Consider the following 25042-nt stretch of genomic DNA (forward strand, 5'->3'; position numbering starts at 1 on the left):
ATCCGCGCGGCCCGGAGCGCGCGGCGCACGTACGGCCGACGGACAGCGCTCTCCTCCTCGCGGACCGCTCCGCCGTGCCGCCGGGCTGAGCCCTTCGTAGGCTGGTGCCCTCGGGCACGTCACGGAGGTCAGCGATGCCTCGGAGCATCTGGTCGGGAGCGATCAGCTTCGGCCTGGTCACGATCCCGATCAATGTGGTGCCCGCGACCGAGGACCACAGCATCCGCTTCCACCAGTACCACGTGCGGGACATGGGCCGGGTCCGCGTACGGAAGTTCTGCGAGGTCGAGGACCGCGAGGTGCAGCCGGACGAGATCGGCAAGGGCTACGAGATCTCCAGGGACCAGATCGTGCCCGTCCTCGACGAGGAGCTGCGACAGCTGCCCCTGCCGACGGCGAGGGCCATCGAGATCGCCGCGTTCGTGCCGGCCGAGTCGATCGACCCCATCCGGATCGGCGAGGGCTACTACCTCCAGGCCTCGGGCACGGTGGCGGCGAAGCCTTACGCGCTGCTGCGCAAGGCGCTGGAGAGGACGTCCAAGGTGGCGGTGGCGAAGTTCGCCTGGCACGGCCGGGAGAGACTCGGCCTGCTGCGGGTGCGGGACGAGGCGATCGTGCTGCACGCGATGCGCTGGCCGGACGAGATCCGGGACCCGAGCGAGCTGGGTCCACCGGACGTCCGGCTCACCGAGGACGAGATCACCGAGGCCGAGCACCTGATCGACCGTATGACCCGGGACGACCTGGAGGGCCCCGACTTCGTCGATCACTACACGGAGGCGCTCCAGCAAGTGATCGAGGCCAAGCGTGAGGGGCACGCCCCGCCCGAGGCGCCGGAGCCGGAGGCCGCGCCCGGCGAGGTGCTGGACCTGATGACCGCGCTGCAGGCGTCCGTGGCCCAGGCGAGGGCCTCGCGCGGCGAGGGAGCGGAGGCCGAGGTCCACGAGCTGCCCCGGAAGAAGGCCGCCGCAAGGAAGACGGCGAAGAAGGCACCCGCGAAGGAGACTGCGGCGAAGAAGACCACGAAGAAGACCGCGGCGAAGAAGGCGACCCGCAGGCCGCGCAGCGCCTAGCTGAGCAGGGCTCCGGCGGGGAGACACTCCCCACGCGACCCGGGTCGTCTACAGCTCCGACCTGGGGGAAGCTGTAACTGTGACCGCTCGCTACACCCAGGGGCACGATCATGGCGTTCTTTGCGATATCGAAGCAGCACCCTCTGCATCTGCTGTCCACAAGCGACCTGACGATGGAACTCGACCGTCTCTACGAGGAGAACGAACAACTCCGACACGCCGTGTCCTCCCACGCCACCATCGACCAGGCCATGGGCGCGGTGGTCGTGCTGGGTCAGGTCGCCCCGGAAGAGGCCTGGCGGGTGCTGCGCGATGTCTCCCAGCGCACGAACACCAAGCTGCGTGTCGTCGCGGAGCACATCCTGAAGTTCGCGCAGGGCGGTGCGTTGCCGGAACCCGAGCTGCAAGAGCTGAAGAAGGCGCTCAACCGGTACAGGATCTGCTCGGAGGTCAGTCAGCCCCTCCCCGGCCCCTGACCGGGATCACCCGTCCGGCCGATGAGCGCGACCCGGGTACGAGCGACTCGCCCGGCCCGGGCGCGCAGTGCGTGTGGAGCGGTCTGCACCACCTCGATGATCACTCTTTCTCCCCGGCGGCGTGCGCTCCCGCCAGGGAGCCGACGGGCCTGGTTGGGTAAGCGGCGACAGCGGACATTCCTGACCTGACCCCTCGGGGGACCATATGCCGCGAGCCGTCGAGGCGTCACCGACCCGCCTCGCGCAGGACGCGTTCGACCCCGCTCGGCGCGACACCGTCCAGCCGCTCGACGACCGCCGGACGCTGTACGACCTCCGCGCACGGGCCGAGCCGGGTCTGCCGCTCTTCGAGGACGCCCGATGAGCGAACTGGTGCTGGGGGCCGTCGCCTACGATCCCAAGGTCGTCACCATCTGGTCCGGCTTCCGGTCCTGGCTGCGGCGGCAGGGCCTGCCGTTCGACTTCGTCCTGTACGCCCACTACGAGCGGCAGGCCGAGGATCTCGTCCGTGGCCGCGTCGACGCGGCCTGGCACTCCCCGCTGGCCTGGCTGCGCACCCGCCGTCTGGCACGGGCGGCCGGCACGCAGGTGTGGCCGCTCGTCATGCGCGACACCGATCGCGACCTGACCTCGGTGGTCGTCGTGCGGACCGACGCGCCGTTCACCACCGTCGCCGACCTGAAGGACGAGACCGTCGCCGTCGGCGCGGTCGACTCCCCCCAGGGGACCCTGCTGCCCCTGCACCATCTGAGGGGACAGGGGCTGGTCCCGGGCGTCGACTTCCGGATCATGCGCCACGACACGGGTGTGGGGCTGCACGGCGACCACATCGGCGGCGAGCGCGACGCGGCGCGCGCCCTCATGGCGGGCGACGTCGCGGCGGCCTGCATGATCGACGCCAATCACCTCGCCTTCGGCCTGGAGGGCATCCTGCCGCCGGGGAGCACACGTCTGCTGACCCGTACCGCGCCGTTCGACCACTGTGTGCTGGCGGCAGGCCCGTCACTCGAACCTGAGCTGGGCGAGCGGTTGGCGGCGCTGCTGCAGTCGATGTCCTACGCCGACCCCGAAGTGCGCCACCTGCTCGACCTCGAAGGCCTCACCCGGTGGGTCCCCGGACGGGAGAGCGGCTTCGGCGACCTGTCCGCAGCGGTCGACGCGACCGGGTTCTACGACCCGGTCGGCCGGGTCACGGCCTACGGCTACCGGCCGTGACGGCCGGCGTCACCCGACCGCACACCCCGCCGCTCGACACACCCTGCCGCTCGACCTGCCCGGACTCGGCTGCGACCGGGGCGCGCACCTGCTTCACCTCAGCACGATCGAATGCGGTCCACGCGGGACGAGTTCACCCACCACCGGAGCACCGGGCACCTCCCCCACCACCAGCAGTCCGCCCGAGGTCTGGGCGTCGGCGAGGAGCAGTCGGGTGTGGGCGTCCGTGTCCCCGAAGTCGGTGAACGGCGACACCCACTCGAGGTTGCGCCGGGTGCCGCCGCTGACGTAACCGTCCCGTACGGCCTCTCTGGCCCCGTCGAGGTAGGGCACGGCGGACTTGTCGAGCACGGCCGTCACGCCCGACGCGCGTGCCAGCTTGTGCAGATGGCCGAGGAGGCCGAACCCGGTCACGTCGGTGGCGCAGACCGCACCGGCGTCGAGGGCCGCGGCGGCCGCGTCCCGGTTGAGGGCCACCATGGTGGCGACCGCCTGCTCGAACCGCTCGCCGGTGGCCTTGTGCCGGTTGTTGAGCACGCCCAGACCGAGCGGCTTGGTGAGGGACAGCGGCAGGCCCGGCCGGCCGGTGTCGTTGCGCAGCAGCCGCCGAGGGTCGGCGAGGCCCGTGACGGCCATGCCGTACTTGGGCTCCGGGTCGTCCACGCTGTGGCCGCCGCCCATGTGGCAACCCGCCTCGGCGACGACGTCCAGCCCGCCGCGCAGCACCTCCCGGGCCAGGTCGAAGGGCAGCACGTCGCGGGGCCAGGCCAGGAGGTTGACGGCGACGACCGGTCGGCCGCCCATCGCGTACACGTCGGACAGGGCGTTGGCCGCGGCGATGCGCCCCCAGTCGTACGGGTCGTCGACCACGGGAGTGAAGAAGTCTGCGGTGGACACCAACGCCTGGGCGGCCGTGTCGCCCTGGGCGGGCAGCGTGACGACGGCCGCGTCGTCCCCGGTGGCCGGCCCGACCAGGAGCGCGGTGTCGCTCGTGAACGTCAGCGTCTGCGGCAGTCCGCCGAGCACGTCCTCCAGCTCTCCGGGCGGGATCTTGCAGGCGCAGCCGCCGCCGTGGGCGAACTGCGTGAGCCGTACGGGGGTTTCGCGGATCGAGGTCATGCCAGGTCTCCTGGGTCGGTGAAGGCCACGGCTGCGTGTCCGTGGGCGGCGCGTCGGGTGCCGGTGTACGGCCTGGTCGAGCGTGGTCCGGTAGCGTGACGCGCGGTGGAGGCGTGTGGGTGCCTGGTGGCCCTCCCGGTCTTCAAAACCGAGGTGCCCGAGGATCTCGGGCAGGCGGGTTCGATTCCCGTCCGCCTCCGTTCCCGGCGCCGGGGCGACAGCGCCGGCGCCGCTCGTCCACCCGTTGGGTGTATCCCTCGGCGTCCAGGAACTCCAGCAGTGGCACGGCCACCCTGCGTGTGGTGTCCAGGGCTCGTCGGGCCTCGCTGAGGGTGAACGGCTGGGGCAGTCGCCGCAGCACGGCTGCGGCCCGGGCGTCGGCCCCGGGAAGCAGCACGATGCCCTCGGTCACCGCCAGCAGCGCCCCCGCCGAGACCGCGGCCCCCACCGCCTTGCGGGTGAGCCCGAGTTCCCTGAGGCGATCGGCCTCCGGCGCGCGGAAGGGCGCCCGCGCCAGCTCGCGCCGCAGGGCGTCGACGGCCGCCTCGACGGGCGGTGGCAGCGTCGGCCGGATGCTGTCGGGACCGCACAACCGGCCGTGCCGACGCAGCAGTCGAAACGCGCCCGGTGTCTCGGCGAGCGCGTCCACCAGGGACCGGTCGGGCAGCCCGAGCAGGCGTCGGGCCGCCTCGGTGGGCAGTCCGGGATCCAGCGGGTGTTGCTGTGCGTACCGCTCCACCTCGGCGGCGAGACGCTCACGCAACTCCGCCCAGTGCGCTGCGTCGACCAGCCAGTCCCCCGCGACGGGCTCGGTGGGCGGCGGCACTCCCATCGCCAGGAGCTCCGAGCGGCGGACGAGTCCGCGTCGCCGTAGCTCCGCGGCGCCGTCCGGGCGGCCGGTCATGGCCGCCAGTTCCGCCGCCCTCGCGCGGCCCGCGCCCCGCCGGGTCAGTCGCGGCGGGCGCACGTCCAGCACGGTGATGCCGCGCGGCATGCGCCGGCCCCCCGGCTCCCTCGACACCGCCCGGTCTCCGACACGCAGGGGCAGCGCTCGACTCAGGGTCAGCCTGGCGGTGTCCTCGCCCAGCGGGCGGACGGTTGCCGGGACGGCGGCCGTACCGATGTGCAGGACGACCGTCCGGGGCAGGTCGTCGCCCGGCTCGCCCGTGATACGGACGTCGATCAGGTCGGTGAGCAGCCAGCGGTCCGGTGCCAGCAGCACCTGCCCCCGTCGCAGGGCGCCGTCCAAGGGGCCGTGCACGTTGACCGCCACGCGCGCCACGCCCGTGACGGTGGACCGTGCCTGGTGCAGGCATTGCAGCGCCCGTACCCTCAGCACGGCCGAACCGTCCCCCGTCACCAGGCGGTCACCGACCCGCAGGGTGCCCGCGGCGAGCGTGCCGGTCACCACGGTGCCGTGGCCGCGCACCGTGAAGGCGCGATCCAGCCACAGCCGTACGTCCGCTTCGGCGGGCGGGACCGGCAGTGTGTCCGCGAGTCGGCCCAACTCCCCGTGCAGCGCGTCGAGTCCGGCGCCGGTCACCGCGCTCACCGCGACGGACGGCACCGTGCCGAGGGAGGTCGCGGCCATGCGCTCGACGGCGTCCACGCGAACGGGTTCGGGGTCCGCCAGGTCGCTGCGGGTCACCGCGAGCACGGCATGCCGTACCCCCAGCGCGTCGAGGATCGCGAGGTGTTCCTGCGACTGCGGCTGCCAGCCCTGGTCGGCGGCCACCACGAACAGCACGGCGGGCACGGGACCGACCCCGGCCAGCATCGTCGGGACGAACCTCTCGTGGCCCGGTACGTCGACGAAGGCGATGTGCTCCTGGTCCGGGCCGGGCCGCGTCCATACGAAGCCGAGGTCCAGGGTCAGTCCTCTGCGCCGCTCCTCCTCGAAGCGGTCGGGTTCCATCCCGGTGAGCGCCCGCACCAGGGCGGACTTGCCGTGGTCGACATGCCCCGCGGTGGCCAGGACCCGCATCGCCTACCTCCCCACGGCGGACCTGACGGCTCCGGCGAGCCGCTCGTCGTCCTCCGGCGGCACCGCCCGCAGGTCCAGCAGGCAGCGCCCCGCCTCCAGACGCCCGACCACGGGGACGGGACCGGTGCGCAAGAGGGGGGCACAGGACTCCGGCAGGGACAGTGCGGCGCTGGGCAGTGCCACTCCGGGCGCACCGCCGCCTCCCACCGTCGCGATGCTCTCCACGGCCCGTACGTCCGCGCCGTCGGCGCTGAGCACCGAGGCGAGCCGCTCGGCACGGGCCATGAGCCGGGCCGGGTCGGCGGCCAGCGCGGCGGCGGTCGGAGTCCCCGGGCCGGTGAGCGTCGCCTCCAGCGCGGCCAGGGTCAGCTTGTCCACACGCAGGGCGCGGGCCAACGGGTGGCGCGCCAGGGTGCGGACCAGTTCCCGCTCACCGAGGAGCAGTCCGCACTGGGGTCCGCCGAGCAGCTTGTCGCCGCTCGCGGTGACGAGTGCGGCACCGGCCCGCAGTTGGCTCTCGGCGTCGGGTTCCTCGGGCAGCAGCGGATGGGGGCCGAGCAGTCCGGAACCGATGTCGACGACCACCGGGACGCCGAGCGCCGCCAGCTCACCGATCCCGGCGGCACGGGTGAACCCGGTGACGCGGAAGTTGGACGGGTGCACCTTCAGCACGAAACCCGTCTCCGGGCCGATCGCGGCGGCGTAGTCGGCGGCGGTGGTGCGGTTGGTGGTCCCGACCTCGCGGAGCCTGGCGCCGGTGGAGACGAGGAGGTCCGGCAGCCGGAAACCGTCGCCGATCTCCACCATCTCGCCCCGGCTGATGACGATGTCCTTGCCGACGGCGAGCGCGGTGGCGACCAGGGCCAGCGCGGCGGCACCGTTGTTGACGACGTGCGCGGCGGCAGCGGACGGCACCCGGTCGCGCAGCGCCTTCAGAGCGGTGCGCCCACGGCGGGCCCGTACGCCGGTCGACAGGTCCAGCTCGACGTCCGTGGGTCCGGCGGCCTCCAGCACCGCCTGCAGGGCCGCCGCCGACAGGGGTGCCCGGCCGAGGTTGGTGTGCAGCACCACTCCGGTGGCGTTGATCACCGACCGAAGCCCACCGACCGTGCGCGGCAACAGGGCGACCGCCGCGTCCCTCACCCGCTCCGGCGGGAGGTCGCCGCGGCGTGCCTGCTCCTGCGCCTGCCGGACCGCCGCCTTGACCACTCGGGCTCCCAGTCGCCGTGCCGCCTCGGACAGGCGCGGATCACTCAGCACGGTGTCGGTGCGGGGAATGCGCCGTAGCGTGTCCGCGTCGTCGCGGCGCCCGGACGAGCCGTCGGTTCCGGACGCGGCTGCCCCGGCCGTCTTGCCGGTCCGCTCCGGTGCGACCCGCTGCTCCATGCGGCCCCTGCCTCTCCGGTCCCGGCCTCCGGCTGTCCGGAGACCCATCGTCTCCCAGCGCCCGTGGCCGGTCGCCCGACACGCCGCGGCCACTGCGGCCGCCCCACCGGCGGCCTCCGTTCGGCTGCGCTGGGGAGCCCACGAGGCGATCGGAGCGGGTACGGCGGGTGCCGTCCGCTTCCACGGGTACCCGGCAGTGCATCGACATCGGACGGCCGCGGGGAGGTGGACGAGATGATCTCCGAATTGGTGGTGGTTCCCGCTCAGGGAGCGGTGCTCTCGGGCGACCTTGTGGTGCCGGGCCCGGCACCGGCGATGGTGTTGTTCGCGCACGGCAGCGGCAGTTCCCGGCTCAGCCCGCGCAACCGGGCGGTCGCGACGGCACTGCACAAGGCGGGACTGGGCACCTTGCTGCTCGACCTGCTGACCGAGCGGGAGGAGCGCGAGGACGCCGCGACAGGCGAGTACCGCTTCGACATCGGTCTGCTGAGCCGGCGCCTTGTCTCAGCCATCGACTGGCTGGCACAGGAGCCGAACACCAGGGGGCTTCCGGTGGGCCTGTTCGGGGCCAGCACCGGGGCGGCCGCGGCGCTGGTGGCGGCGGCCGACGAGCCGGAGCGGGTGTATGCGGTGGTCTCCCGGGGCGGACGGCCGGACTTGGCGGGCGATGCCCTGGAGCGGGTCAGGGCACCGGTCCTGCTCATCGTCGGAGGCAGCGACGAGACCGTCCTCGACCTCAATCGGAAGGCCGCCGAGAAGCTGTCGGTGCCGCACGAGATACTGGTCGTGCCGGGTGCCACGCACCTCTTCCCCGAACCCGGCGCCCTGGAGCAGGTGGCCGAGGCCGCCAGCCAGTGGTTCCTGGCTTATCTGAAGGGCAAGGGGGCCCGCGCGGCACATTCCGGTTGAGGTGGGCGTATGCCGTCGTCCGGCTCAGGCGTCTGCGTCCCCTCGTCGGGTGCGTCACCCGTCGCCGCGGCGCAGGGGTCCCCAGGTGCCGGTCTGGCGGTCGACCGCCGCCTGCGCCTCCGCGATGACCCTCTCGTCGATCCAGCCGACGGGCTCGACATCCCGCACGAGCGGCTCGTTGTCGGGCCCCCGGCCCTGCACCCGCCCTCGCAGAACCCAGGGGCGCACGCCCGCTCCCTTCTCCTGGGGCAGGTGCGAATAGTCGTGCAGCCGCCTGGCCACCCACAGTTCGACGGGCCGGTCCTCCCACCAGGGCTCGACACCGAGGGGGTTGGCGGACAGCCCGGGCATCCGGACGCCGGTGAGGTCGTCCCTGCTGCCGACGGCCGCCAGATCGGCGGCAGGGCCGTGCGACCAGCGGACGTAGAGGTCGCGGTGGCGCTCCACCAGTGCCCCCAGCTCGCCGAGGGACCGCAGGACGGGAAGCTCTTCCGGCACATCCATGCGCTCGTTCCTCCTCCCGGTCGCCCCGCTCCTGGTCGTCCCTCCCGCTCCGGTTCTCCCTCCACCACGCACAGGTGCGATCACCGGCGCCCCGGCGGGTACCCCGATGCGCGTGGGACATCCGTGACGTGGGACATCCATTAAGGAAGAAGTGGGACATCCGTGAAGTGGGACACCGTGAACCCGAACGTCCGGGCCTCGGCCTCCTGCCTCCGCCGGCGGCTGCGGCCTCCTCGGCCTGTGCCGGGTCTGCTCGAAGGTCTCCGCGTCCGGCGCTTCCAGGGTGAGGTCGATCAGGACCTCGAAGGAGCGTCCCACGGCCGCCGGGTCGATGACCGCCCTACAGCCGCGGATGACGCCGTCGGCCGCCAGCCGCTGGACGCGCCGCAGGCACGGCCCGGTGGTGGGGCCGACCCGGTCGTCCAGCTCGATGGGGGGTGCGACAACTTCCACGCCTACCGTCCGCCCGTTGCCGTGGTCGCCAGGACGGCTCGGGCCTTTGCGTCAGTGCACCGCGTCCGAGAGACGCACGAAGCTGTGGCCGGTGGCCAGCAGGTGGGGGACGGCGGCGGCGATGCCCCGGGCTGTGCCGCCCCTGGGGTGGTTCATGTGGCACAGCACGATGGATCCGCCGTGGGCGGACGCGACGGTGGAGCGGACCTGTTCGGGGGTGAAGGTGGCGCCGCCGTCGCCGTTGACGGAGAAGGCGGCGAAGCGCTCCCCCAGGTCGGTGACGATCCGTGCGGCGACGTCGTCGCAGTACGCGGTACCGGACCGGAAGAAGCGTGGCGGGGCGCCCAGCAGCCGGGTGAGCTTGGCCTGGTTGCCGGCGATCTCGTCGTACACCTCTCCGGCGCTGCGGGTGCCGGGGATGCCGTAGGCGGAGCGTCCGGTGACCGACAGCGGACGATGCCGGGTGCCGTGGTTGGCGATCTCGAACAGGGGCTCGGCGGCCAGTCGGCGGAAGACCGCCGGATTGGCGTCGATCCAGCGGGAGTTGAGGAAGAGAGTCGCCGGTACCTCCCGTTTGCGGAGGAAGTCGATCAGCGCCTGGTCATAGCCGCTGCCGCCCGGGCCGCCGCAGGCGTCGAAGGTCAGCGCGACCACCCGCTTCGTGGTCGGCAGCGCGTGCACCGTACCCGGCGCCTGAAGGCCCCAGGTGTGCGGCACGGCATGGCCGTAGCGGGCCACGATCTCGGCACGGGTGACCGCGGGCGCCGTGGCCGAGGGGGCGGAGGTCGGGGCTTCCGTGGTGGTCGCCGCGGAGGTGGGGGGTGCGCCGGACGCGGACGCGCCGCCGCTCGTCTCGCTCCCCGGGGCCGTACAGCCGGCGAGCACGCTTCCCGCCATGGCAGCCAGCACCGCCCGGCGACTGGGTGTCATCCACTCCCCCAGCTGATCGAAGGTCCACGACGGGCAACCCGGCGCCCGTCACGGCAACCGTATGCGGTGGTGAGGCCGGGTCCGGGAAGACGGGGGACAAGGGTTCGCCAAACATCCTTTGTAGATCATTTGCCACCGCGCCATCGGGCCGCGTGGAAGGGCATTACAGGAACTGCCCGAGCTGTGACGGCGCATGGCGCCCCCAGGCGGTACCGCCTGAATGATCAACGGGAGCGTGGGGTTAGCATATGAGCACCGCCTAGCTCGAAAGATGCACCTGTGACTGTCAATGATGACTCGTTCACCAACTGGAAGACCCGCGAGGAGATCGCGGAGTCGATGATCCCGATCATCGGGAAGCTGCACCGGGAGCGGGACGTCACGGTCCTGCTGCACAGCCGCTCCTTGGTGAACAAGTCGGTGGTCAGCATCCTCAAGACCCACCGGTTCGCCCGGCAGATCGCCGGTGAGGAACTCTCGGTCACCGAGACGCTGCCCTTCCTCCAGGCCCTGACCAGGCTCGACCTCGGCCCCTCCCAGATCGACATCGGCATGCTCGCCGCGACGTACAGGAGCGACGACCGGGGGCTCTCGGTGGAGGACTTCACCGCGGGGGCCGTCGCCGGGGCCACGGGTGCCAACAAGATGGAGCGCCGCGAGGGACGCGACGTCGTCCTCTACGGGTTCGGCCGCATCGGCCGCCTCGTCGCCCGCCTCCTCATCGAGAAGGCCGGCTCCGGCAACGGCCTGCGGCTGCGCGCCATCGTCGTCCGCGGCGGCGGGGCCGCCGAGGACCTCGTCAAGCGGGCCTCGCTGCTGCGCCGTGACTCCATCCACGGACCCTTCCAGGGCACGATCACCGTCGACGAGGCGAACAGCAAGATCATCGCCAATGGCAACGAGATCAAGGTGATCTACTCCGACGACCCTACGTCGGTGGACTACACGGCGTACGGCATCAAGGACGCCATCCTCATCGACAACACCGGCAAGTGGCGCGACCGCGAGGGCCTGTCGAAGCACCTGCGCCCCGGCATCGACAAGGTGGTGCTCACCGCGCCGGGCAAGGGCGATGTCCCCAACATCGTGCACGGCGTCAACCACGACACCGTCAAGCCGGACGAGCAGATCCTGTCCTGCGCGTCCTGCACCACCAACGCGATCGTCCCGCCGCTGAAGGCGATGGCCGACGAGTACGGCGTGGTGCGCGGCCACGTGGAGACCGTCCACTCGTTCACCAACGACCAGAACCTGCTGGACAATTACCACAACTCCGACCGTCGCGGCCGCTCGGCACCGCTCAACATGGTCATCACCGAGACCGGTGCCGCCTCCGCCGTCGCCAAGGCCCTGCCCGACCTCAAGGCGAAGATCACCGGCAGCTCCATCCGCGTACCGGTGCCGGACGTCTCGATCGCGATCCTCAACCTGCAGCTCACCCGCGAGACCACCCGCGAGGAGGTCCTCGACTACCTCCGCAACGTGTCGCTGACCTCGCCCCTCAAGCGCCAGATCGACTTCATCAGCGCGCCCGACGCGGTCTCCAGCGACTTCATCGGCTCGCGTCACGCCTCGATCGTCGATGCCGGCGCCACCAAGGTCGAGGGCGACAACGCGATCCTCTACCTGTGGTACGACAACGAGTTCGGCTACTCCTGCCAGGTCGTCCGCGTCGTCCAGTACGTCTCGGGCGTGGAGTACCCGACCTACCCCGTCCCGGCCGTCTGATCCCGACGGACGCTCCGGTCCGCTGCCGGGGTGAGCGGTACTGCCCTGCCGCCCCCCGGGCAGCGTAGGGCGTCGGCAGTCGTCAACGGGCCGGCAGTCGGCAGTCGGCAGTCGGCAGTCGGCAGTCGGCAGTCGGCAGTCGGCAGTCGGCAGTCGGCAGTCGATCTTGGACCGTCCGTCTCCCGCTGGGGCTTCCGCGCTCGCCCTACAGGGAGTTGACGGCCTTCTCGGCGGGCACTACCAAGGCCGGCGGATGGCCGCCGCCGGCCGGGGTGAGGGCGAGTCATCGCCCCCTCCTCGCCCCGGTCCTGACCATCAGCGGACTCACCGACCCGACCACCGTCCACGGCGTGGAGCCGACCGACCCCGACCACCGTCCACGGCGTGGAGCCGACCGACCCCGACCACCGTCCACGGCGTCGAGCCGACCGACCCCGACCACCGTCCACGGCGTCGAGCCGACCGACCCCGACCACCGTCCACGGCGTCGAGCCGACCGACCCCGACCACCGTCCACGGCGTCGAGCCGACCGACCCCGGCCGCTGACCCGGCTCAGGCCGACCGGCCCGGGCGGTACCCGCGGTACCCACGCACCATCGGTCGGGCCGCGTCGTGCGATGCTGAGAAGGGATCATGACGGGACGTGGGAGAGAGAGTACGGCGGAGTGAGGGTGGCGGGTCGGTCGGTTCGGGTGACGCTGTGGGATCGCATCGCGGCATCGGATCCCGGGCTGCTGCGTCTCACAGCCGGCCTCAGAACCGTGTCCGCCGTCGCGCTCACCCTGGCCGTCCTGGCCCTTCTCCGGGTCGGCGTGCCCTATCTGGTGGCGGGGGCCATGTCAGCCATGGTCGCGACCTTCGCCATCCGCGAGAAGGAGCGGGCCCGGCAGGCCGTCACGCTCGCTCTGGGGCTCCCCGTGGCGCTGGCCTCGGTCTCGCTCGGCGCCCTTCTCAACTCCCGCCTGGTGGCCGGGGACCTGTTCTTCATCGCGCTCATCTTCTGCGCCGTCTACAGCCGGCGGTTCGGCGACCGCGGTACGGCACTGGGGCTGATCGGATTCCAGGTCTACTTCCTCTCCCTGTTCGTCGGTGCGACCGTCCCGGCGCTGCCGGGGCTCTACGGCGCGATCACTCTCGCCTTCGTGTGCAGCGCCGTGGTGCGCTTCGCGCTGGTGCCCGAGACGCCCTCGGGAGTCCTCGACCGGTTGCGCCGGGCCTTCAGGGCCCGCCTCGCGCAACTGCTCGCCGCGCAGGTCGCCCTGCTCGACGCCGACCCGGAGGACATGGAGAAGGCCCTCGACGAGGTGCGTCACAGGACCGCGGCCCTGCACGAGACGGCCATGATGATCCAGGGACGGCTGGAGCGGGGGACCTCCGACGAGACGGTGGCCCGGCTGGTGCAGCGCCGTATCGCCGATGCCGAGATCGCCGCCGAACGCCTGGGACTCCTGCTGCTCACCGCGCGCAGCGCCGAGCGGGCCGACTCACTCACCCTGCACCTGCCGGGAGCTCCCGTGCCCTCGGGCGGCCCGCTGCCCGAGGGGGACGAGACGACCGCCACGCTGCGCCGCGACCTGGAGGCGCTGCGTCTGCTCGTCCTGCGGCCCGTCGGGCAGGAGACCGGGACCGCGCTCTCCCATGTGCGCAACCGGCTGCTCGGCTACCGGGACGAGGACAACCTGCCACCCGCGCCAAGCGCCGTCCAGGACGTCTTCCGGGGGATCGGCGAGGCGGCGCGGGCGGTCCTGGGGCTGCGGATCGCCCTCGAGGGGCCCCAGGACGACTCCGACGACACTCCCGCGACGACCCGCTCGCGCGAGGAACTGGACGCGGAGGACGCCGCGATCGGCGGAAGCGAGGAGGCGGCGCGGGAGGAAGGGGAACGCACCGGGCTGGAGCGCCCCACCACGCGTGCGGCCGTGCAGGTGGCGGTGGGATCGGCGCTCGCCATCGTCGGCGGTGAGCTCCTCTCCGGTCAGCGGTGGTACTGGGCGGTGCTGACCTGCTGGATCGTGTTCATCAACACCGCGTCCACCGGCGAGATCCTGGTCAAGGGGTACCGCCGGCTGCTGGGGACCGTCCTCGGCGTGGTGGGCCTCGGGCTGGCAGGGCTGGTCGGGCATCACACATGGACGGCGTTCGCCCTGGTGCTCGTGTGCATCTTCGCGATGTTCTACACGGCGCCCCTGTCCCACACGCTGATGTCGTTCTTCGTCACCGCGATGCTGGGCCTCCTCTACACCCTGCTCAACCGCTACAGCCCCGCCGTGCTCGTACTGCGCATCGAGGAGACGGCGCTGGGCGCGGTCTGCGGCATCGTCGCGGCGGCGCTGGTCCTGCCGGTCAACACCGATCGCCGTACGAACGAACTGCTCGGCACCGTGCTGGCCCGGCTCGCCGACGTCACCGACGCGGCGGTCGACCAGCTCAGCGGCGGGCCCGCGGCCGACCTCCTGGACAAGGCACGCGACCTCGACCAGGCACTGGCCGATCTGCATGACTCGACACAGCCGCTCACCCACCCGATCATGCCCCTGCGGGCCCGCCGGGACACGGCTCGCTATGTCGTCGCGACGCTGGAGACCTGCGCCTACCATGCGCGCTCACTGGCGGCGACCGCCGAACTGCTGCCTGAGCACCCGTCCATCGCGGCGGATCCCCGGCTGCGCCGGGCCGGCCGGCGCATCGTCGGCAATATCGAGGCGATAGCCGCCCATGTCACCGACGAACGCAGCACCACCCCGATCCTGACCGGCCCCAGCATCGCGTCCATGCTGAAGCCGGGGACCCTCGGCGCACCACGCTACGACCGCGTCACCGACCGGGTGCTGCGGCACCTGCAGCGCCTGGACGAGGCGGTGGCCGGACTGGCCCGTCCGCTCCATGTCCCCGTCGGCGCGCCGCAACGGTAACGGGCCGGACGACGGCCGGAACGGCAAGGATCCCTAAGGGCCCGGACGACGGCCGGACGGCCGGACCATGCTCCGGCAGATCCCTCCGTCATGGAACTCGCCGCTGGTCAGCCCGTGTACAGCGGTTTCCCACGGTCTCGGCTACCGTCATTCATCCGCCGCAACCGCCCACCGATCACCCCGACCTCCAGCCCTGGGACAGGAGCCCTCGTGAGTTACGACATCATCGGCGTCCGTGCGCAGTTCCCCGCCCTGACCGCAGGCATCGCCCACTTCGACGGGCCCGGCGGTACGCAGACGCCCGAGCCCGTCATCCAGGCCATCACCGACGCGCTCGCCCACCCCCTGTCGAACCGGGGCCGGGAAGTGGCCGGGGAGCGCAACGCCGACACCATCGTCATCGAGACCCGGCGGGCCATGGCGGACCTGCTGGGCGCGGACCCGTCCGGAATCGTCTTCGGCCGCAGCGCCACCCAGTTCGCGTACGACTTCTCCCGTGCCCTCGCCAAGACGTGGGAGCCCGGGGACGAGGTGGTCGTCACACGCCTGGACCACGACTCCAACATCCGCCCCTGGATCCAGGCCGCCGAGCAGGTCGGTGCCACCGTCCGGTGGGCCGACTTCGACCCCGCCACGGGCGAACTCGCCGTCGAGGACATCCGTGCCGTCCTCTCGGAGCGCACCCGGCTGGTCGCCGTCACCGCTGCCTCCAACCTGATCGGCACCCGTCCCCCGATCGCGGAGATCTCCCGCGCGGTGCATGAGGCCGGGGCCCTGCTGTACGTCGACGGCGTCCACTACACCGCCCACTCCCTGGTCGACGTGGAACAGCTCGGCGCGGACTTCTTCACCTGCTCCCCGTACAAGTTCCTCGGTCCCCACCACGGCGTCCTCGCCGCCCGGCCCGAACTGCTGGAGACCGTGCGCCCCGACAAGCTGCTCCCCTCCGCCGACGCGGTCCCGGAGCGCTTCGAACTCGGCACGCTGCCCTACGAGTTCCTCGCCGGCACGCGCGCGGCGGTCGACTTCCTCGCCGACCTGGACACCGGCGCCACAGGCACCCGCCGGGAGCGGCTCGCCTCCGCCTTCGCAGCACTCCACGCGCACGAGGAGACCCTGAGGGCGCAGCTCGACAAGGGGCTGTCGGAGCTCGCCCGGATCACGGTGCACTCCCGGGCCGCCGACCGGACCCCGACCCTGCTCCTGACGTTCGAGGACCGCGGCACCACGGATGCCTACCGTTTCCTGGCCGAGCGCGACGTCCACGCGACCGCCGGCTCCTTCTACGCCCTCGAAGCCTCCCGCCGACTCGGCCTGGGCGACACCGGAGGCCTCCGCGTCGGCCTCGCGCCGTACAACGACTCCGCAGACGTCGACCGCCTCTTGGAGGGTCTGGCGGACTTCCTGCGCGCCTGAGCCGTCATGGGGGGCGGCCGCCCGGGCGCGGTGGGCGCCGACGGGGCCGGCCGCGCTCGCCTGCCGGACGGCCCCGGCAGGGCAGCATCGGCCGGAGGACCGGACCCGTGCGGCATCGACGGTGGGCCTGACGGGCTTTCCACGAAGCCTCTGAGGCGGGCACCCGGAGCGGGGGCGCTTCCCCTGGTCATGGGCCGGAGAGGGCGAGTTGATCGGCCAGCCGACGGGCCTGGGTCAACAGGGTGCCGTAGGTCGCCATTTGGTCGGGATCGTCGGGCACCGAGCTGAGCGCGTGACGCCGTAGTTCATCCAGTGTCCGGCGAAGCTCGATGACGGCCTGGTGCAGTTCGTGGTCGCGACGGTGGCCGAACCGGCACTGGCTGTAGAGGTGGATGGCCTCGGCGCTCTGGCGCAGGAAGTCCGCGTAGTGGCGGGCGATGGGCCCCTGCGGCCGGATCTCCGGACAGTCCTCGGAGGCGGCCTCCAGGACGGTCCGCGTCACGCCGGCCGTGTGCACGGCGGCATAGTCGAGGACCACGATCGCGTCGTCGTAGTCCTTGCCCGGCGTGGACATCGCGGAAGAGCGGCGGCGGAGGTTGATGCGCAGGCTCTCCCGGCTCCAGCCGACCGCGGAGCGGGCCTGGTCGACGAGGCGCTGCAGGCGGAGCGCCCGCTCGTGCCAGGTTCCGGCCTCGTGGACGTCCCACCGGCCCTTGTCCAGCCCATCGGCCACGGTCCGCAGGATGTCGTACGCCTCGCCGGTGGCGTCCTGCAGGGCGGCGCGGGTGTCGCGCAGGTACACGGGAGGCCGGACCAGCGCGTTGACGGCGATCCCGACCGCGGCCCCGAAGACCGCCTCGGCGATCCGGGCCGCCGAGGTGGCCACACTGACCGTTCCACCGGTGAGGACGAACAGCGCGCCGGTGGCGGCGTAGATGCCCTGACTTCCCAGGCGCTGCCAGTTGCCCAGCAGTACCACGGTCGGCAGGACCAGCACCATCGCGGTCATCGTGCTGTGCAGCAGGAGGGCGACCGAGGTGGCCACGACGGTGCCGGTGGCGATCGCCGCCAGCTGCTGCAGCCCGTGCGCGAGCGATCGGTACACCGTGGACTCGACCAGGACGATCGCCACCCACGGCGCCACGAACGCCGCCGGCGCCTCGAACCACCAGCCGGCCACCGACCAGGTCACCCAGGCGGCCAGCGCCGCCTTCACGGCCTGGACGGCCAGATCCCGCTCCCGGCCCGGCTCCACACACGCCCGCCGCACCGCCTGGGCGCCGGCGCCGAGGTGGCGCCGTGCCGACCGCACCGCTCCTCGCATCGATTGCATACCCGCCGGGTTGCCACCCGGAGCGGGATGAATGCACTGGTGATGCCGGGATTCACATCACTTCCTGGGAGCAGCCTGTCGATCGGCCTCGCTTGGAGCTGACGGGCGGCAGCCCCAAACCCTCGGACGCCGTCCGCCACTCCGATGCCCGGCGCTCTCACCCGGTCGGGCCCTGCCGTCGGGCCCGGGTGTGCGGATGCGGAGACGTTGGGAGCCGGGGACCTCGTAGGAAAGCGAGACCAGTATGCGGGCATCCTCGGTTCTGCGTGCCAGGTGGTGGACAGGCCGCCTGCACACCACGGCGGCCGGCTGCGCCTTGGCCATGTGCGCGACGGTGGCGGCACCGGCCACCGCGGGCGGCGACCCGTCCGGCGCCAGACCCACCGTGGTCCTGGTGCACGGGGCGTACGCGGACGCGTCCAGTTGGAACAGCGTCGTCGAACGACTCGAACGTCGTGGCTACCCGGTCATGGCCCCCGCCAACCCGCTGCGCGGTCTGGACAGCGACTCCACCTACATCGCCTCCGTGCTGGCCGGCATCAAAGGTCCGATCGTGCTGGTGGGCCACTCCTACGGCGGCGCAGTGATCAGCTCGGCCGCAGCGGGCAACCCCCGGGTGAGATCACTGGTGTACGTGGCAGCCGTCGTGCCCGACAAGGGCGAGAGCACCGCGTCGCTGGCCGCTCGCTTCCCCACTACGCTCGGCAACGTCACCAAGTCCGTCCCGTACCGGGTCGCAGGCGGCGCGGGTGGGACGGATCTGTACCTCCGGGCGGACAAGCTCCACCAGGTCTTCGCCGCCGACCTGCCGGAGAGCACCGCGAAGCTGCTGGCAGCGACCCAACGGCCGGCCGGCACGGCGGCGTTCTCCGAGATGGCCAAGGTGGCCGCCTGGCGGAACATCCCGTCCTGGTCCCTGGTCGCGAAGCAGGACAAGGCCATCAACCCGGACCAGGAACGCTTCGAGGCGAAGCGCGCCGGCTCCCACACCGTGGAGATCGACTCCTCCCACGTGGCCATGCTCTCCCATCCCGACGCGGTCACCGACCTCGTGGTCCAGGCCGCGACGGCCGCTGGTTCCGCCCCGGCCTCCGGCGGCGGCCACGTGACCCGCCATTGACCGACGATCACGGGGGCGAGTGCCGGCAGAGGCCTGACTTGACCGTCGCCTGCGCCGGGCCTGGATTGGTGACCTTGAGGGCGGAGGAGACGCGTTCCCGCTCCACACGTGTGCACACCCTCCAGATGATCGCGTCCGCGTAAGCGGTGAGCAGCGGCAGCGGCAGCCGCGGCCCGGCTCAGGCCGCCTTGTCTCTTGCCGAATCCCTACGCGTCAGAGCCAACCCTTTGACTGCCCTTGAGCGGAACGTCGCCGGCGCTGTCGGGCGCACCGGTTTCGGCCTCCCGTCCCGCTCCGACGCGGACCTCCGTCCGTCGTCGGCGGCCCAGGAGTGCTCGGCGTCCGGGCAGTTCGACCGCCGCGTACAGGGCCCAGGCCAGGCCGAGGGAGACGAGGAAGGCAGCCGTGGCGGAGGGCAGGGCCTGTTCCACGGGCAGATGGGGATGGGGGACGAAGAGCCGCTCCCCGGCGCGCATGACCAGGATGTGGATCATGTAGAAGGCGAACGACCACTCGCCGAGGACGACCAGGGGTCGTCGACGCCAGAAGGAGGGCAACCCCCGCAGGTCGGCGACCGCCGCGGCGGGGATGAGCAGGCCCAGACCGACGATGGTGCAGGCGGCCGGGCCGTACACGTTGGGGAGCTCGCGGGTCAGGAAGTAGCCGACGAGGGTGAGGGCGAGCGAGACGTCGAGTCCCGGCCCGCGCCATTCTCCCCGGCGTACCAGGCGGCCGATGGCGGCGCCGAGGACGAACTCGGGCAGACGGGCGGCGGGGAAGCTGGCCAGGGTCCAGTCCGGCGCGTAGTGAACGTTGGCCCACGGCAGCAGGATCACCAGGATCCCGCTGGCGATCGCCACGGCGGTGAGGGAGCGGGGGCCGAGCCTGCGCAGGGCCGCGTACAGGGCGGGGAAGGCGGCGTAGAAGAACGCCTCGCAGGTGAGGGACCAGCTGACCGGATTGAGGGCCTGCCACCACTCGCGCTTCCAGGAACTGACGAGCAACAGATTGGCCGCCGTCTCCCCGACGCCGCTGGGCGTGAGCGCGGGGACCAGGGTCAGGGACAGCACAAGCGCGAGAGAGGCGGTGACCAGGTGGACGGGGTAGATACGGGCCAGGCGGCGGCGCCAGAAGACACGTGCGCTGTCGCCCTCGCGGGCCGTCCAGGACAGTACGAAGCCGGAGAGGATGAAGAAGAAGGACACTCCGGTGGCACCTGCCCCGAACGCCCAGTCGACCAGTCGTGCGCCTTCGCCGCCGAAGTAGCCGAAGTTCCGGACGTGATACACGAAGACCAGGAGTGCGGCCGTCCATCTCATCCCGGTCAGGGACGGCAATTGCCCACCGGCGGCGGGAACCGCGAGGGACGGGCTGTTCTTCTCGGCCAGCACCGTCATACGGCCACCTGCCCGACGCGGCGAAGGGGCATGAGCCCGGCACGGACGAGTGGCGAATGGGCGACTGTTGTCAGCATGTGGCGCATAGAGAAGTGAGAGCTGTTCATCGAGAGTTGGGTTTTCCGTCGGCGCCGAAGGGGTGGCCATCCAGCCGCGGGGGCGTTGCCCCGGGTCGGGCCGTCCACCGCGGCGGGCAGGCGGGCCACGGCGGGGAACACCTCGGGAAGGCAGTTGACCGACGGTCGGCCGGGTCGGCGGGCTGGTCGGCGCGGGGTGAACCGGACCCGGTCGGGGCGGTCGAATCCCGAGGTGCGCCCACCCAGGGAGTGGGAACCGGGGGCGTCGAAGACGATGTCGGCGCAGCCAGAGGCGGGACGTACGGCCCCACGGCCACCGAGCTCCGTCCGGCAACGGTCACGTCGGCGAGCCGCCTCCGTGCACCGCGCGCCTCCGCCCGGGCGGGGGGTCCTTGACGAGCCGGTCAGGCAGCGTCTCCGGGTCGGCGAGCTGCCGGGCCGGCGCGCTCCTCGGCCACCGGGTCCCGTTCAGTGGCAGTGACGGCCGGGCGCACCACCCCGTCGGCGTGGTCGCCGCGCACGGTTGCGTCCGTCTCACCGATGCGCTCTCCGACCTCCGCTGCCCGGGCCTCAGCCGGCACAGCGGCGACTCGCATTCGGCTGGTGCATGAAATCAGACCCTTCGCCCCCGTTATCGATCCGTTACCGACGCCTACCGCATGGACCGTAGCAGGCGCCGGTGAATCCCCGCCGCACAGGGTGGTGCCGCCCACCAGGCCCACTCCACCACGTCACAGGAATTTCACTGGACGCGCCCTGAATCGCCGCCGCAGCGCCCGCGCGCCCGCCGGGCTGTTGCCGCCGAGCGGTCCGGACGCCGCGAGCGGTGAGGAAGCGGCTGCAGGTGCAGGTCACGTTCCGGGCCCCACCGGACCCGAGCCGGAGACCGCTTCAACTGGCGTCTCCAGGTAGCGCGGTGATGAACGACTGCCCGACGCATGCGATCCGTAGACTCGCCGACGCCGCGTCGCATGCCGTCCGAGCCGAGCGGCACAAGCGAACAGGCCGGAGCGTGCTGCTCCTAACCTTCGACGAACGTGACGGTCTCGTCGAGCGGCGCCCGGCCCGTACGCCTGTAGCCCACAGTGACGTCCTCGAACCCGATCGACATGCCACAGAAGAGGATGAGCTCGTCCGGAGGTGACAGGATCTCCGCGACGGTCTTGCGATACACCGACCACGCCATCTGCGGGCAACTGTGCAGTCCTTCGGCGCGCAGTAGCAGCATGACGGTCTGTAGATACATGCCGACGTCGGACCATTGAGGCCGGCCCATGTCGCGGTCGATGTAGCAGAACAGGGCGGCGGGCGCGCCGAAACAGTCCCAGTTCGCGGCAGCGGCCCGCTGGCGCGCCTCCCAGTCCTCACGCGCAATGCCGAGTGCGCTGTAGCGCTCATGGCCGAAGGCGGATCGGCGCTCGTGGTACGGGGACTTCAGTGCGGCCGGGTACATCTCGTACTCCCGCTCGTCCCAGGGGTCGGCTGCGGCCACGCGCTCGCCGGCGCGCCTCTTGAGCTCGGCCAGCGGCCCACCGGTCACCACGTAGGTACGCCACGGCTGGAGGTTCGACCCGGACGGCGCCCAGGCCGCGGCGGAGAGCACGCGCTCCAGCACCTGCCTCGGCACTTGCCGGCTGGTGAATCCGCGAACCGCTCGTCGGCTCGTGACCGCCTCATAGACGTCCAGGATCATCTACCTCCCTCATCTGCTCCCTGTGACCATTCGTGGACAGAGAACGGAAAGCCCAGTCCGCCCACCGGTACCGGCGCGTTCACCGCTGTGCGCCTGCGGTAGAATGATGCGACGGGGTGGCTCTTTGCGGTCTGCGCACCTCAGAGGGTGAGCGGGTCAGGAGAGCCAGTCGGTGTAGCGGGTGGGGGCGAGGTGGGCGTCCTTGTCGGTGAGGACGTCACCCTTGACGGCGGCGAACATGCCGGCGGTGGGGTCGGTCACGACGGTGCGGTTGTCGCCCTTGTGGGACAGGGTGATCCGGCCCAGCTCGTCCAGGGTGAAGATCTCGGGGCCGGCGATGTTGCGGATGCCGTTCAGCGGGGCGCCGGCGGCGACCTCCGCCACCGCGGCGGCCACGTCCCTGGAGGCGATCGGCTGGATCGGCGTGGCGGGCAGCCGGACGGTGTCGGCGTCGGCGGTCCAGGACAGGACGGCGTCCATGAACTCCATGAACTGTGTCGCCCGGACGATCGAGTAGGGGATCGGCCCGTCCGCGAGGAGCTTCTCCTGGAGCGCCTTGGCGCGGTAGTAGTCCAGCTCCGGCACCTGGTCCGTGCCGACGATCGAGAGGATGACGAAGTGGCCGACGCCGCCCTTGTGGGCCGCGGCCAGGAGGTTGTCCATCGAGGTCTGGAAGAAGGCGAGGGAGGCTTCGTCGAAGGTCGGGGAGTTCGTCAGGTTGACGACGACGTCGGCTCCCGCCACCGCCTCGTCCAGTCCCTGGCCGCTGACGACGTCGACCCCGGTGGACTTCGAGTGCGGTACCGCCTCGTGCCCGGCGGCGTTCAGGTCTGTGACGACCTGCGATCCGATCAGTCCGGTACCGCCGATGACTGCGATCTTCATGGGATGCCTTTCGTCGGGGGTTATGTGCGCAAATATGACATATGGGTCACTGTGTGGGGCTGAAACATGCGCCTCAACCGACTGAGGCGGGGCGGCGTCAGAGACCGTCGACGAAGGTGGCCGTCTCGTCGAGCGGGGCCCGGCCTGTACGGGCGTCACGTGCCGTGGCGTCTTCGAACCCGATCGACATGCCACAGAAGAGGATGAGCTCGTCCGGGGGTGACAGGACCTCCGCGACGGTCTTGTGAAACTTCGCCCAAGCCATCTGCGGGCAACTGTGGAGCCCTTCGGCGCGCAGCAGCAGCATGACGGTCTGCAGATACATGCCGACGTCGGACCATTGCGGCCGGCCCAGGTCGCGATCGACGTAGCAGAAGAGGGCAGCGGGCGCGCCGAAACAGTCCCAGTTCGCCGAAGCGGCCCGCTGGCGCGCCTCCATGTCCTCGCGAGCGATACCGAGTGCGCCGTAGCGTTGCTCACCGAAGGCGGACCGGCGCTCACGGTAAGGGGACTTCAGTTCCGGCGGGTACTGCTCATACTCCGGCTCGTCCCAGGGGTCGCCTGCGGCGAGGCGCTCGCCGGCGCGCTTCTTGATCTCGGCCAGAGGCGCGCCGGCCACCGCGTAGGTGTGCCACGGCTGGAGGTTCGACGCGGACGGCGCCCAGGCCGCGGCGGAGAGCACGCGCTCCAGCACCTCCCTCGGGACATCCCGGTCGGTGAATGCGCGCACCGCCCGTCGGCTCGTGACCGCCTCGTAGACGTCCATGATCGTCCGACTCCTCGTCTGCTCGACGCTCCTACTTCCGTCACAAGCAAGACGGTATCACTCAATACCATCTCGTGTTTAACTATCGTCGAGCACGAATCCCCAGCCCTTGGTTCCCCCGCCCCGGGCACTGCACTTTGGAGAAGGTCCATGGCCACGCTGCTGCACATCGACTCGTCCGTGTTTCCCGGCGAGGCGTCCTCGTCCCGTTCTGTCACGGCCACCTTCCGCGGAACCTGGGAGGAACAGCACCCGGAGGGCACGGTGATCTACCGCGACCTCGCCGCCGACCCTGTCCCGCACATCACTGCCGACGCTTGGTCCGCCGGATACGCCGCGCCCGCCGAGCGCACCCCGGAGCAGTCCACCGCGTTCGCAGCGCGCGTGAAACTCATCGAGGAACTGGAGCAGGCGGACGCCGTCCTGATCGGCGCCCCCATGTACAACTTCTCGATCTCGTCGACCCTCAAGGCGTGGCTGGACAGCGTCCTCCTGCTCGGCCGCACCGCCGGCGAAGCCCCCTCCGCCCAGGGAACCCCGGTGGTCGTCGTCGCCAGCCGCGGCGGCTCCTACGCGCCGGGCACCCCCCGCGAGGGCTACGAGTTCGTACAGAACTACCTCGAGGCGGTCCTCAAGGGCACGCTCGGCCTGGACCTCGACTTCATCGTCCCGGAACTCACCATGGCCCCCCGCAATCCGGCCATGTCCGAACTGGTCCCCCTCTACGAGGCCTCCCGCAAGCGCGCCTTCGAGGACGCGACCACCAAGGCCAAGGAGCTCGCACAGCGCCTCACGGCGTAACCCCCTGGCCGTTAGACGCCGTGTGACGTCCTGGGTCGAAGCGCAACACGGCGTCTTCGTCGGCTGCTATGCGTGCAGGGGTGAACAGAGGCGAAGTGTGCCCCCGGGGCAGAGTGTGCCCCTGTGGCAGGCAACCAGTGCGCGGGCGCGCTTACGCCTCGCCACCTGCGGGATAGGCAATCCGGGTCAGCAGATCCGTCAGCTTCTCGGGCTCGCCGGGACTCAGGTCGGCAACCAGACGCTCAGCCAGCGGCTCCGCCGCCACATGGGCCGCATCGAAGAGTTCCACGCCCTGAGGTGTGATTTCCACCGCCCGCGCCCGCCGGTCCCCTGGAACGCTCTTGCGTACGGCCAGCCCCCTGCGCTCCAGATCGTCCACGATCCTCATGATCCCCGCCTTGTCAGACCCCGTCGCCGCCGCCAGGTCCCGCTGCACCGTCGGCCCACGGTCGACAAGCACGATCAGCACGGCAAAGTGCCGCAACTCGATGCCGAGCGGTCGAAGCGCCTCCTCCATCACGGCGGCCGCGCGCCAGTGCGCCCGGCGAAGCAGCAAGCCGAGGGCGAAGGGCGAGGTGTCCCCGGGGCGGTCGGTCACGCGCGAGGGGGTGGTTCTGGGAGAGACGTCGGCGGCCATGAGGCCAACACTACGCTATCCACTCATTCGATACGGTATCGCTTGAAACTACATATGGCTCGTCCGCTACGCAGCATGCCAGTGCAGACGGGCAGGTGGCGCTGCTGCTGCAACCCCTTGCCCGCCACCGGGCAGACGATCCCGAAGCTCTCGCCGACGACCGCGCCCGGGGCGGACCTGGGGCCGTATCAGGCAACGTTTGCCCCGTTGTGAAGTGACGCGTGTCG

20 protein-coding genes, 1 tRNA gene and 1 pseudogene are annotated in these 25042 nt (G+C 71.5%); 11 read left to right on the forward strand and 11 right to left on the reverse strand.

What is annotated here, in order from left to right; translation table 11 throughout:
- Nucleotides 1-134 precede the first annotated feature (134 nt).
- From ASC56_RS02255 to ASC56_RS02265, 4 genes are all read left to right on the forward strand, one after another.
- Nucleotides 135-1073 (forward strand): Ku protein, encoded by a 939-nt coding sequence (locus ASC56_RS02255; RefSeq protein WP_055489393.1) that lies wholly within the window; start codon nt 135-137, stop codon nt 1071-1073.
- Between the two features lie 110 nt (nt 1074-1183).
- Nucleotides 1184-1549, forward strand: a complete 366-nt coding sequence (locus ASC56_RS02260) for an ANTAR domain-containing protein (RefSeq protein ID WP_055489394.1) — start codon at nt 1184-1186, stop codon at nt 1547-1549.
- Nucleotides 1550-1754: 205 nt separating this feature from the next.
- A complete protein-coding gene (locus tag ASC56_RS40460) occupies nt 1755-1913 on the forward strand; it encodes a hypothetical protein (protein ID WP_159039584.1) in 159 nt (52 codons plus the stop codon).
- A complete protein-coding gene (locus ASC56_RS02265; protein ID WP_055489395.1) occupies nt 1910-2764 on the forward strand; it encodes a phosphate/phosphite/phosphonate ABC transporter substrate-binding protein in 855 nt (284 codons plus the stop codon). Before ASC56_RS40460 ends, ASC56_RS02265 begins: the two co-directional genes overlap by 4 nt.
- Before the next feature lie 93 nt (nt 2765-2857).
- Here ASC56_RS02265 and selD read toward each other — a convergent pair whose 3' ends face one another.
- Nucleotides 2858-3883: a selenide, water dikinase SelD gene (selD, locus tag ASC56_RS02270; RefSeq protein WP_055489396.1), complete on the reverse strand. Its 1026-nt coding sequence runs from the start codon at nt 3881-3883 to the stop codon at nt 2858-2860.
- Nucleotides 3884-3990: 107 nt separating this feature from the next.
- Here selD and ASC56_RS40465 point away from each other — a divergent pair.
- A tRNA-Sec gene (locus ASC56_RS40465) sits at nt 3991-4083 on the forward strand.
- 35 nt (nt 4084-4118) lie between these two features.
- Here ASC56_RS40465 and ASC56_RS02275 read toward each other — a convergent pair.
- Nucleotides 4119-5867: pseudogene (locus ASC56_RS02275) on the reverse strand (SelB C-terminal domain-containing protein); the annotation flags it as partial.
- Nucleotides 5868-5870: 3 nt separating this feature from the next.
- The gene (gene selA, locus ASC56_RS02280) at nt 5871-7253 is read right to left on the reverse strand and encodes an L-seryl-tRNA(Sec) selenium transferase (RefSeq protein WP_055489398.1); all 1383 of its coding nucleotides are present in this window, start codon (nt 7251-7253) and stop codon (nt 5871-5873) included.
- A 234-nt stretch (nt 7254-7487) separates the two neighbouring features.
- On the opposite strand from selA, the gene ASC56_RS02285 reads away from it, so the two are divergent.
- The gene (locus ASC56_RS02285) at nt 7488-8162 is read left to right on the forward strand and encodes a dienelactone hydrolase family protein (RefSeq protein ID WP_055489646.1); all 675 of its coding nucleotides are present in this window, start codon (nt 7488-7490) and stop codon (nt 8160-8162) included.
- 54 nt (nt 8163-8216) lie between these two features.
- On the opposite strand, the gene ASC56_RS02290 is transcribed toward ASC56_RS02285, so the two are convergent.
- Together ASC56_RS02290 and ASC56_RS02295 are read right to left on the reverse strand one after the other, a co-directional pair.
- On the reverse strand, nt 8217-8666 hold the full coding sequence (locus tag ASC56_RS02290; protein ID WP_055489399.1) for a DUF6098 family protein: 450 nt from the start codon (nt 8664-8666) through the stop codon (nt 8217-8219).
- Between the two features lie 504 nt (nt 8667-9170).
- The gene (locus tag ASC56_RS02295) at nt 9171-10049 is read right to left on the reverse strand and encodes a polysaccharide deacetylase family protein (RefSeq protein WP_055489400.1); all 879 of its coding nucleotides are present in this window, start codon (nt 10047-10049) and stop codon (nt 9171-9173) included.
- Between the two features lie 279 nt (nt 10050-10328).
- On the opposite strand from ASC56_RS02295, the gene ASC56_RS02300 reads away from it, so the two are divergent.
- The 3 genes from ASC56_RS02300 (at nt 10329) to ASC56_RS02310 (ending at nt 16106) form a co-directional block, all read left to right on the forward strand.
- Nucleotides 10329-11777, forward strand: coding sequence for a glyceraldehyde-3-phosphate dehydrogenase (locus ASC56_RS02300; protein WP_055489401.1), 1449 nt, complete (start codon nt 10329-10331; stop codon nt 11775-11777).
- Nucleotides 11778-12395: 618 nt separating this feature from the next.
- Nucleotides 12396-14690: an FUSC family protein gene (locus ASC56_RS02305; RefSeq protein WP_107309156.1), complete on the forward strand. Its 2295-nt coding sequence runs from the start codon at nt 12396-12398 to the stop codon at nt 14688-14690.
- A gap of 210 nt (nt 14691-14900) precedes the next feature.
- A complete protein-coding gene (locus ASC56_RS02310) occupies nt 14901-16106 on the forward strand; it encodes a cysteine desulfurase-like protein (protein ID WP_055489402.1) in 1206 nt (401 codons plus the stop codon).
- Nucleotides 16107-16293: 187 nt separating this feature from the next.
- On the opposite strand, the gene ASC56_RS02315 is transcribed toward ASC56_RS02310, so the two are convergent.
- Nucleotides 16294-17439: an aromatic acid exporter family protein gene (locus ASC56_RS02315; RefSeq protein ID WP_371330022.1), complete on the reverse strand. Its 1146-nt coding sequence runs from the start codon at nt 17437-17439 to the stop codon at nt 16294-16296.
- Between the two features lie 322 nt (nt 17440-17761).
- Between ASC56_RS02315 and ASC56_RS02320 the strand changes: the two genes are divergently transcribed.
- Complete coding sequence (locus tag ASC56_RS02320) at nt 17762-18559, forward strand: alpha/beta fold hydrolase (RefSeq protein ID WP_055489648.1); 798 nt, start codon at nt 17762-17764, stop codon at nt 18557-18559.
- Between the two features lie 206 nt (nt 18560-18765).
- Here the strand turns inward: ASC56_RS02320 and ASC56_RS02325 are convergent, their stop codons facing one another.
- The 4 genes from ASC56_RS02325 to ASC56_RS02340 form a co-directional block, all read right to left on the reverse strand.
- On the reverse strand, nt 18766-19956 hold the full coding sequence (locus ASC56_RS02325; protein WP_079102227.1) for an acyltransferase: 1191 nt from the start codon (nt 19954-19956) through the stop codon (nt 18766-18768).
- Between the two features lie 1098 nt (nt 19957-21054).
- The gene (locus ASC56_RS02330) at nt 21055-21720 is read right to left on the reverse strand and encodes a nitroreductase (protein WP_055489649.1); all 666 of its coding nucleotides are present in this window, start codon (nt 21718-21720) and stop codon (nt 21055-21057) included.
- Nucleotides 21721-21882: 162 nt separating this feature from the next.
- Nucleotides 21883-22611 (reverse strand): SDR family oxidoreductase, encoded by a 729-nt coding sequence (locus ASC56_RS02335; protein ID WP_055489404.1) that lies wholly within the window; start codon nt 22609-22611, stop codon nt 21883-21885.
- A 97-nt stretch (nt 22612-22708) separates the two neighbouring features.
- Complete coding sequence (locus ASC56_RS02340) at nt 22709-23377, reverse strand: nitroreductase (RefSeq protein ID WP_055489405.1); 669 nt, start codon at nt 23375-23377, stop codon at nt 22709-22711.
- Nucleotides 23378-23527: 150 nt separating this feature from the next.
- On the opposite strand from ASC56_RS02340, the gene ASC56_RS02345 reads away from it, so the two are divergent.
- Nucleotides 23528-24178, forward strand: a complete 651-nt coding sequence (locus ASC56_RS02345; RefSeq protein ID WP_055489406.1) for an FMN-dependent NADH-azoreductase — start codon at nt 23528-23530, stop codon at nt 24176-24178.
- A gap of 151 nt (nt 24179-24329) precedes the next feature.
- Here the strand turns inward: ASC56_RS02345 and ASC56_RS02350 are convergent, their stop codons facing one another.
- Nucleotides 24330-24815, reverse strand: a complete 486-nt coding sequence (locus tag ASC56_RS02350; protein WP_055489407.1) for a MarR family winged helix-turn-helix transcriptional regulator — start codon at nt 24813-24815, stop codon at nt 24330-24332.
- Nucleotides 24816-25042 lie beyond the last annotated feature (227 nt).

The organism is Streptomyces sp. TP-A0356, assembly GCF_001417775.1.
In the GTDB taxonomy this organism is placed as follows: Bacteria; Actinomycetota; Actinomycetes; order Streptomycetales; family Streptomycetaceae; genus Streptomyces.

Coding starts and splice junctions, on each gene's coding strand:
- ASC56_RS02255 (WP_055489393.1), top strand. CDS start 135: ATGCCTCGGAGCATCTGGTCGGGAGCGATCAGCTTCGGCCTGGTCACG.
- ASC56_RS02260 (WP_055489394.1), top strand. CDS start 1,184: ATGGCGTTCTTTGCGATATCGAAGCAGCACCCTCTGCATCTGCTGTCC.
- ASC56_RS40460 (WP_159039584.1), top strand. CDS start 1,755: ATGCCGCGAGCCGTCGAGGCGTCACCGACCCGCCTCGCGCAGGACGCG.
- ASC56_RS02265 (WP_055489395.1), top strand. CDS start 1,910: ATGAGCGAACTGGTGCTGGGGGCCGTCGCCTACGATCCCAAGGTCGTC.
- selD (WP_055489396.1), bottom strand. CDS start 3,883: ATGACCTCGATCCGCGAAACCCCCGTACGGCTCACGCAGTTCGCCCAC.
- selA (WP_055489398.1), bottom strand. CDS start 7,253: ATGGAGCAGCGGGTCGCACCGGAGCGGACCGGCAAGACGGCCGGGGCA.
- ASC56_RS02285 (WP_055489646.1), top strand. CDS start 7,488: ATGATCTCCGAATTGGTGGTGGTTCCCGCTCAGGGAGCGGTGCTCTCG.
- ASC56_RS02290 (WP_055489399.1), bottom strand. CDS start 8,666: ATGGATGTGCCGGAAGAGCTTCCCGTCCTGCGGTCCCTCGGCGAGCTG.
- ASC56_RS02295 (WP_055489400.1), bottom strand. CDS start 10,049: ATGACACCCAGTCGCCGGGCGGTGCTGGCTGCCATGGCGGGAAGCGTG.
- ASC56_RS02305 (WP_107309156.1), top strand. CDS start 12,396: ATGCTGAGAAGGGATCATGACGGGACGTGGGAGAGAGAGTACGGCGGA.
- ASC56_RS02315 (WP_371330022.1), bottom strand. CDS start 17,439: ATGCAATCGATGCGAGGAGCGGTGCGGTCGGCACGGCGCCACCTCGGC.
- ASC56_RS02320 (WP_055489648.1), top strand. CDS start 17,762: ATGTGCGCGACGGTGGCGGCACCGGCCACCGCGGGCGGCGACCCGTCC.
- ASC56_RS02325 (WP_079102227.1), bottom strand. CDS start 19,956: ATGACGGTGCTGGCCGAGAAGAACAGCCCGTCCCTCGCGGTTCCCGCC.
- ASC56_RS02335 (WP_055489404.1), bottom strand. CDS start 22,611: ATGAAGATCGCAGTCATCGGCGGTACCGGACTGATCGGATCGCAGGTC.
- ASC56_RS02340 (WP_055489405.1), bottom strand. CDS start 23,377: ATGGACGTCTACGAGGCGGTCACGAGCCGACGGGCGGTGCGCGCATTC.
- ASC56_RS02345 (WP_055489406.1), top strand. CDS start 23,528: ATGGCCACGCTGCTGCACATCGACTCGTCCGTGTTTCCCGGCGAGGCG.
- ASC56_RS02350 (WP_055489407.1), bottom strand. CDS start 24,815: ATGGCCGCCGACGTCTCTCCCAGAACCACCCCCTCGCGCGTGACCGAC.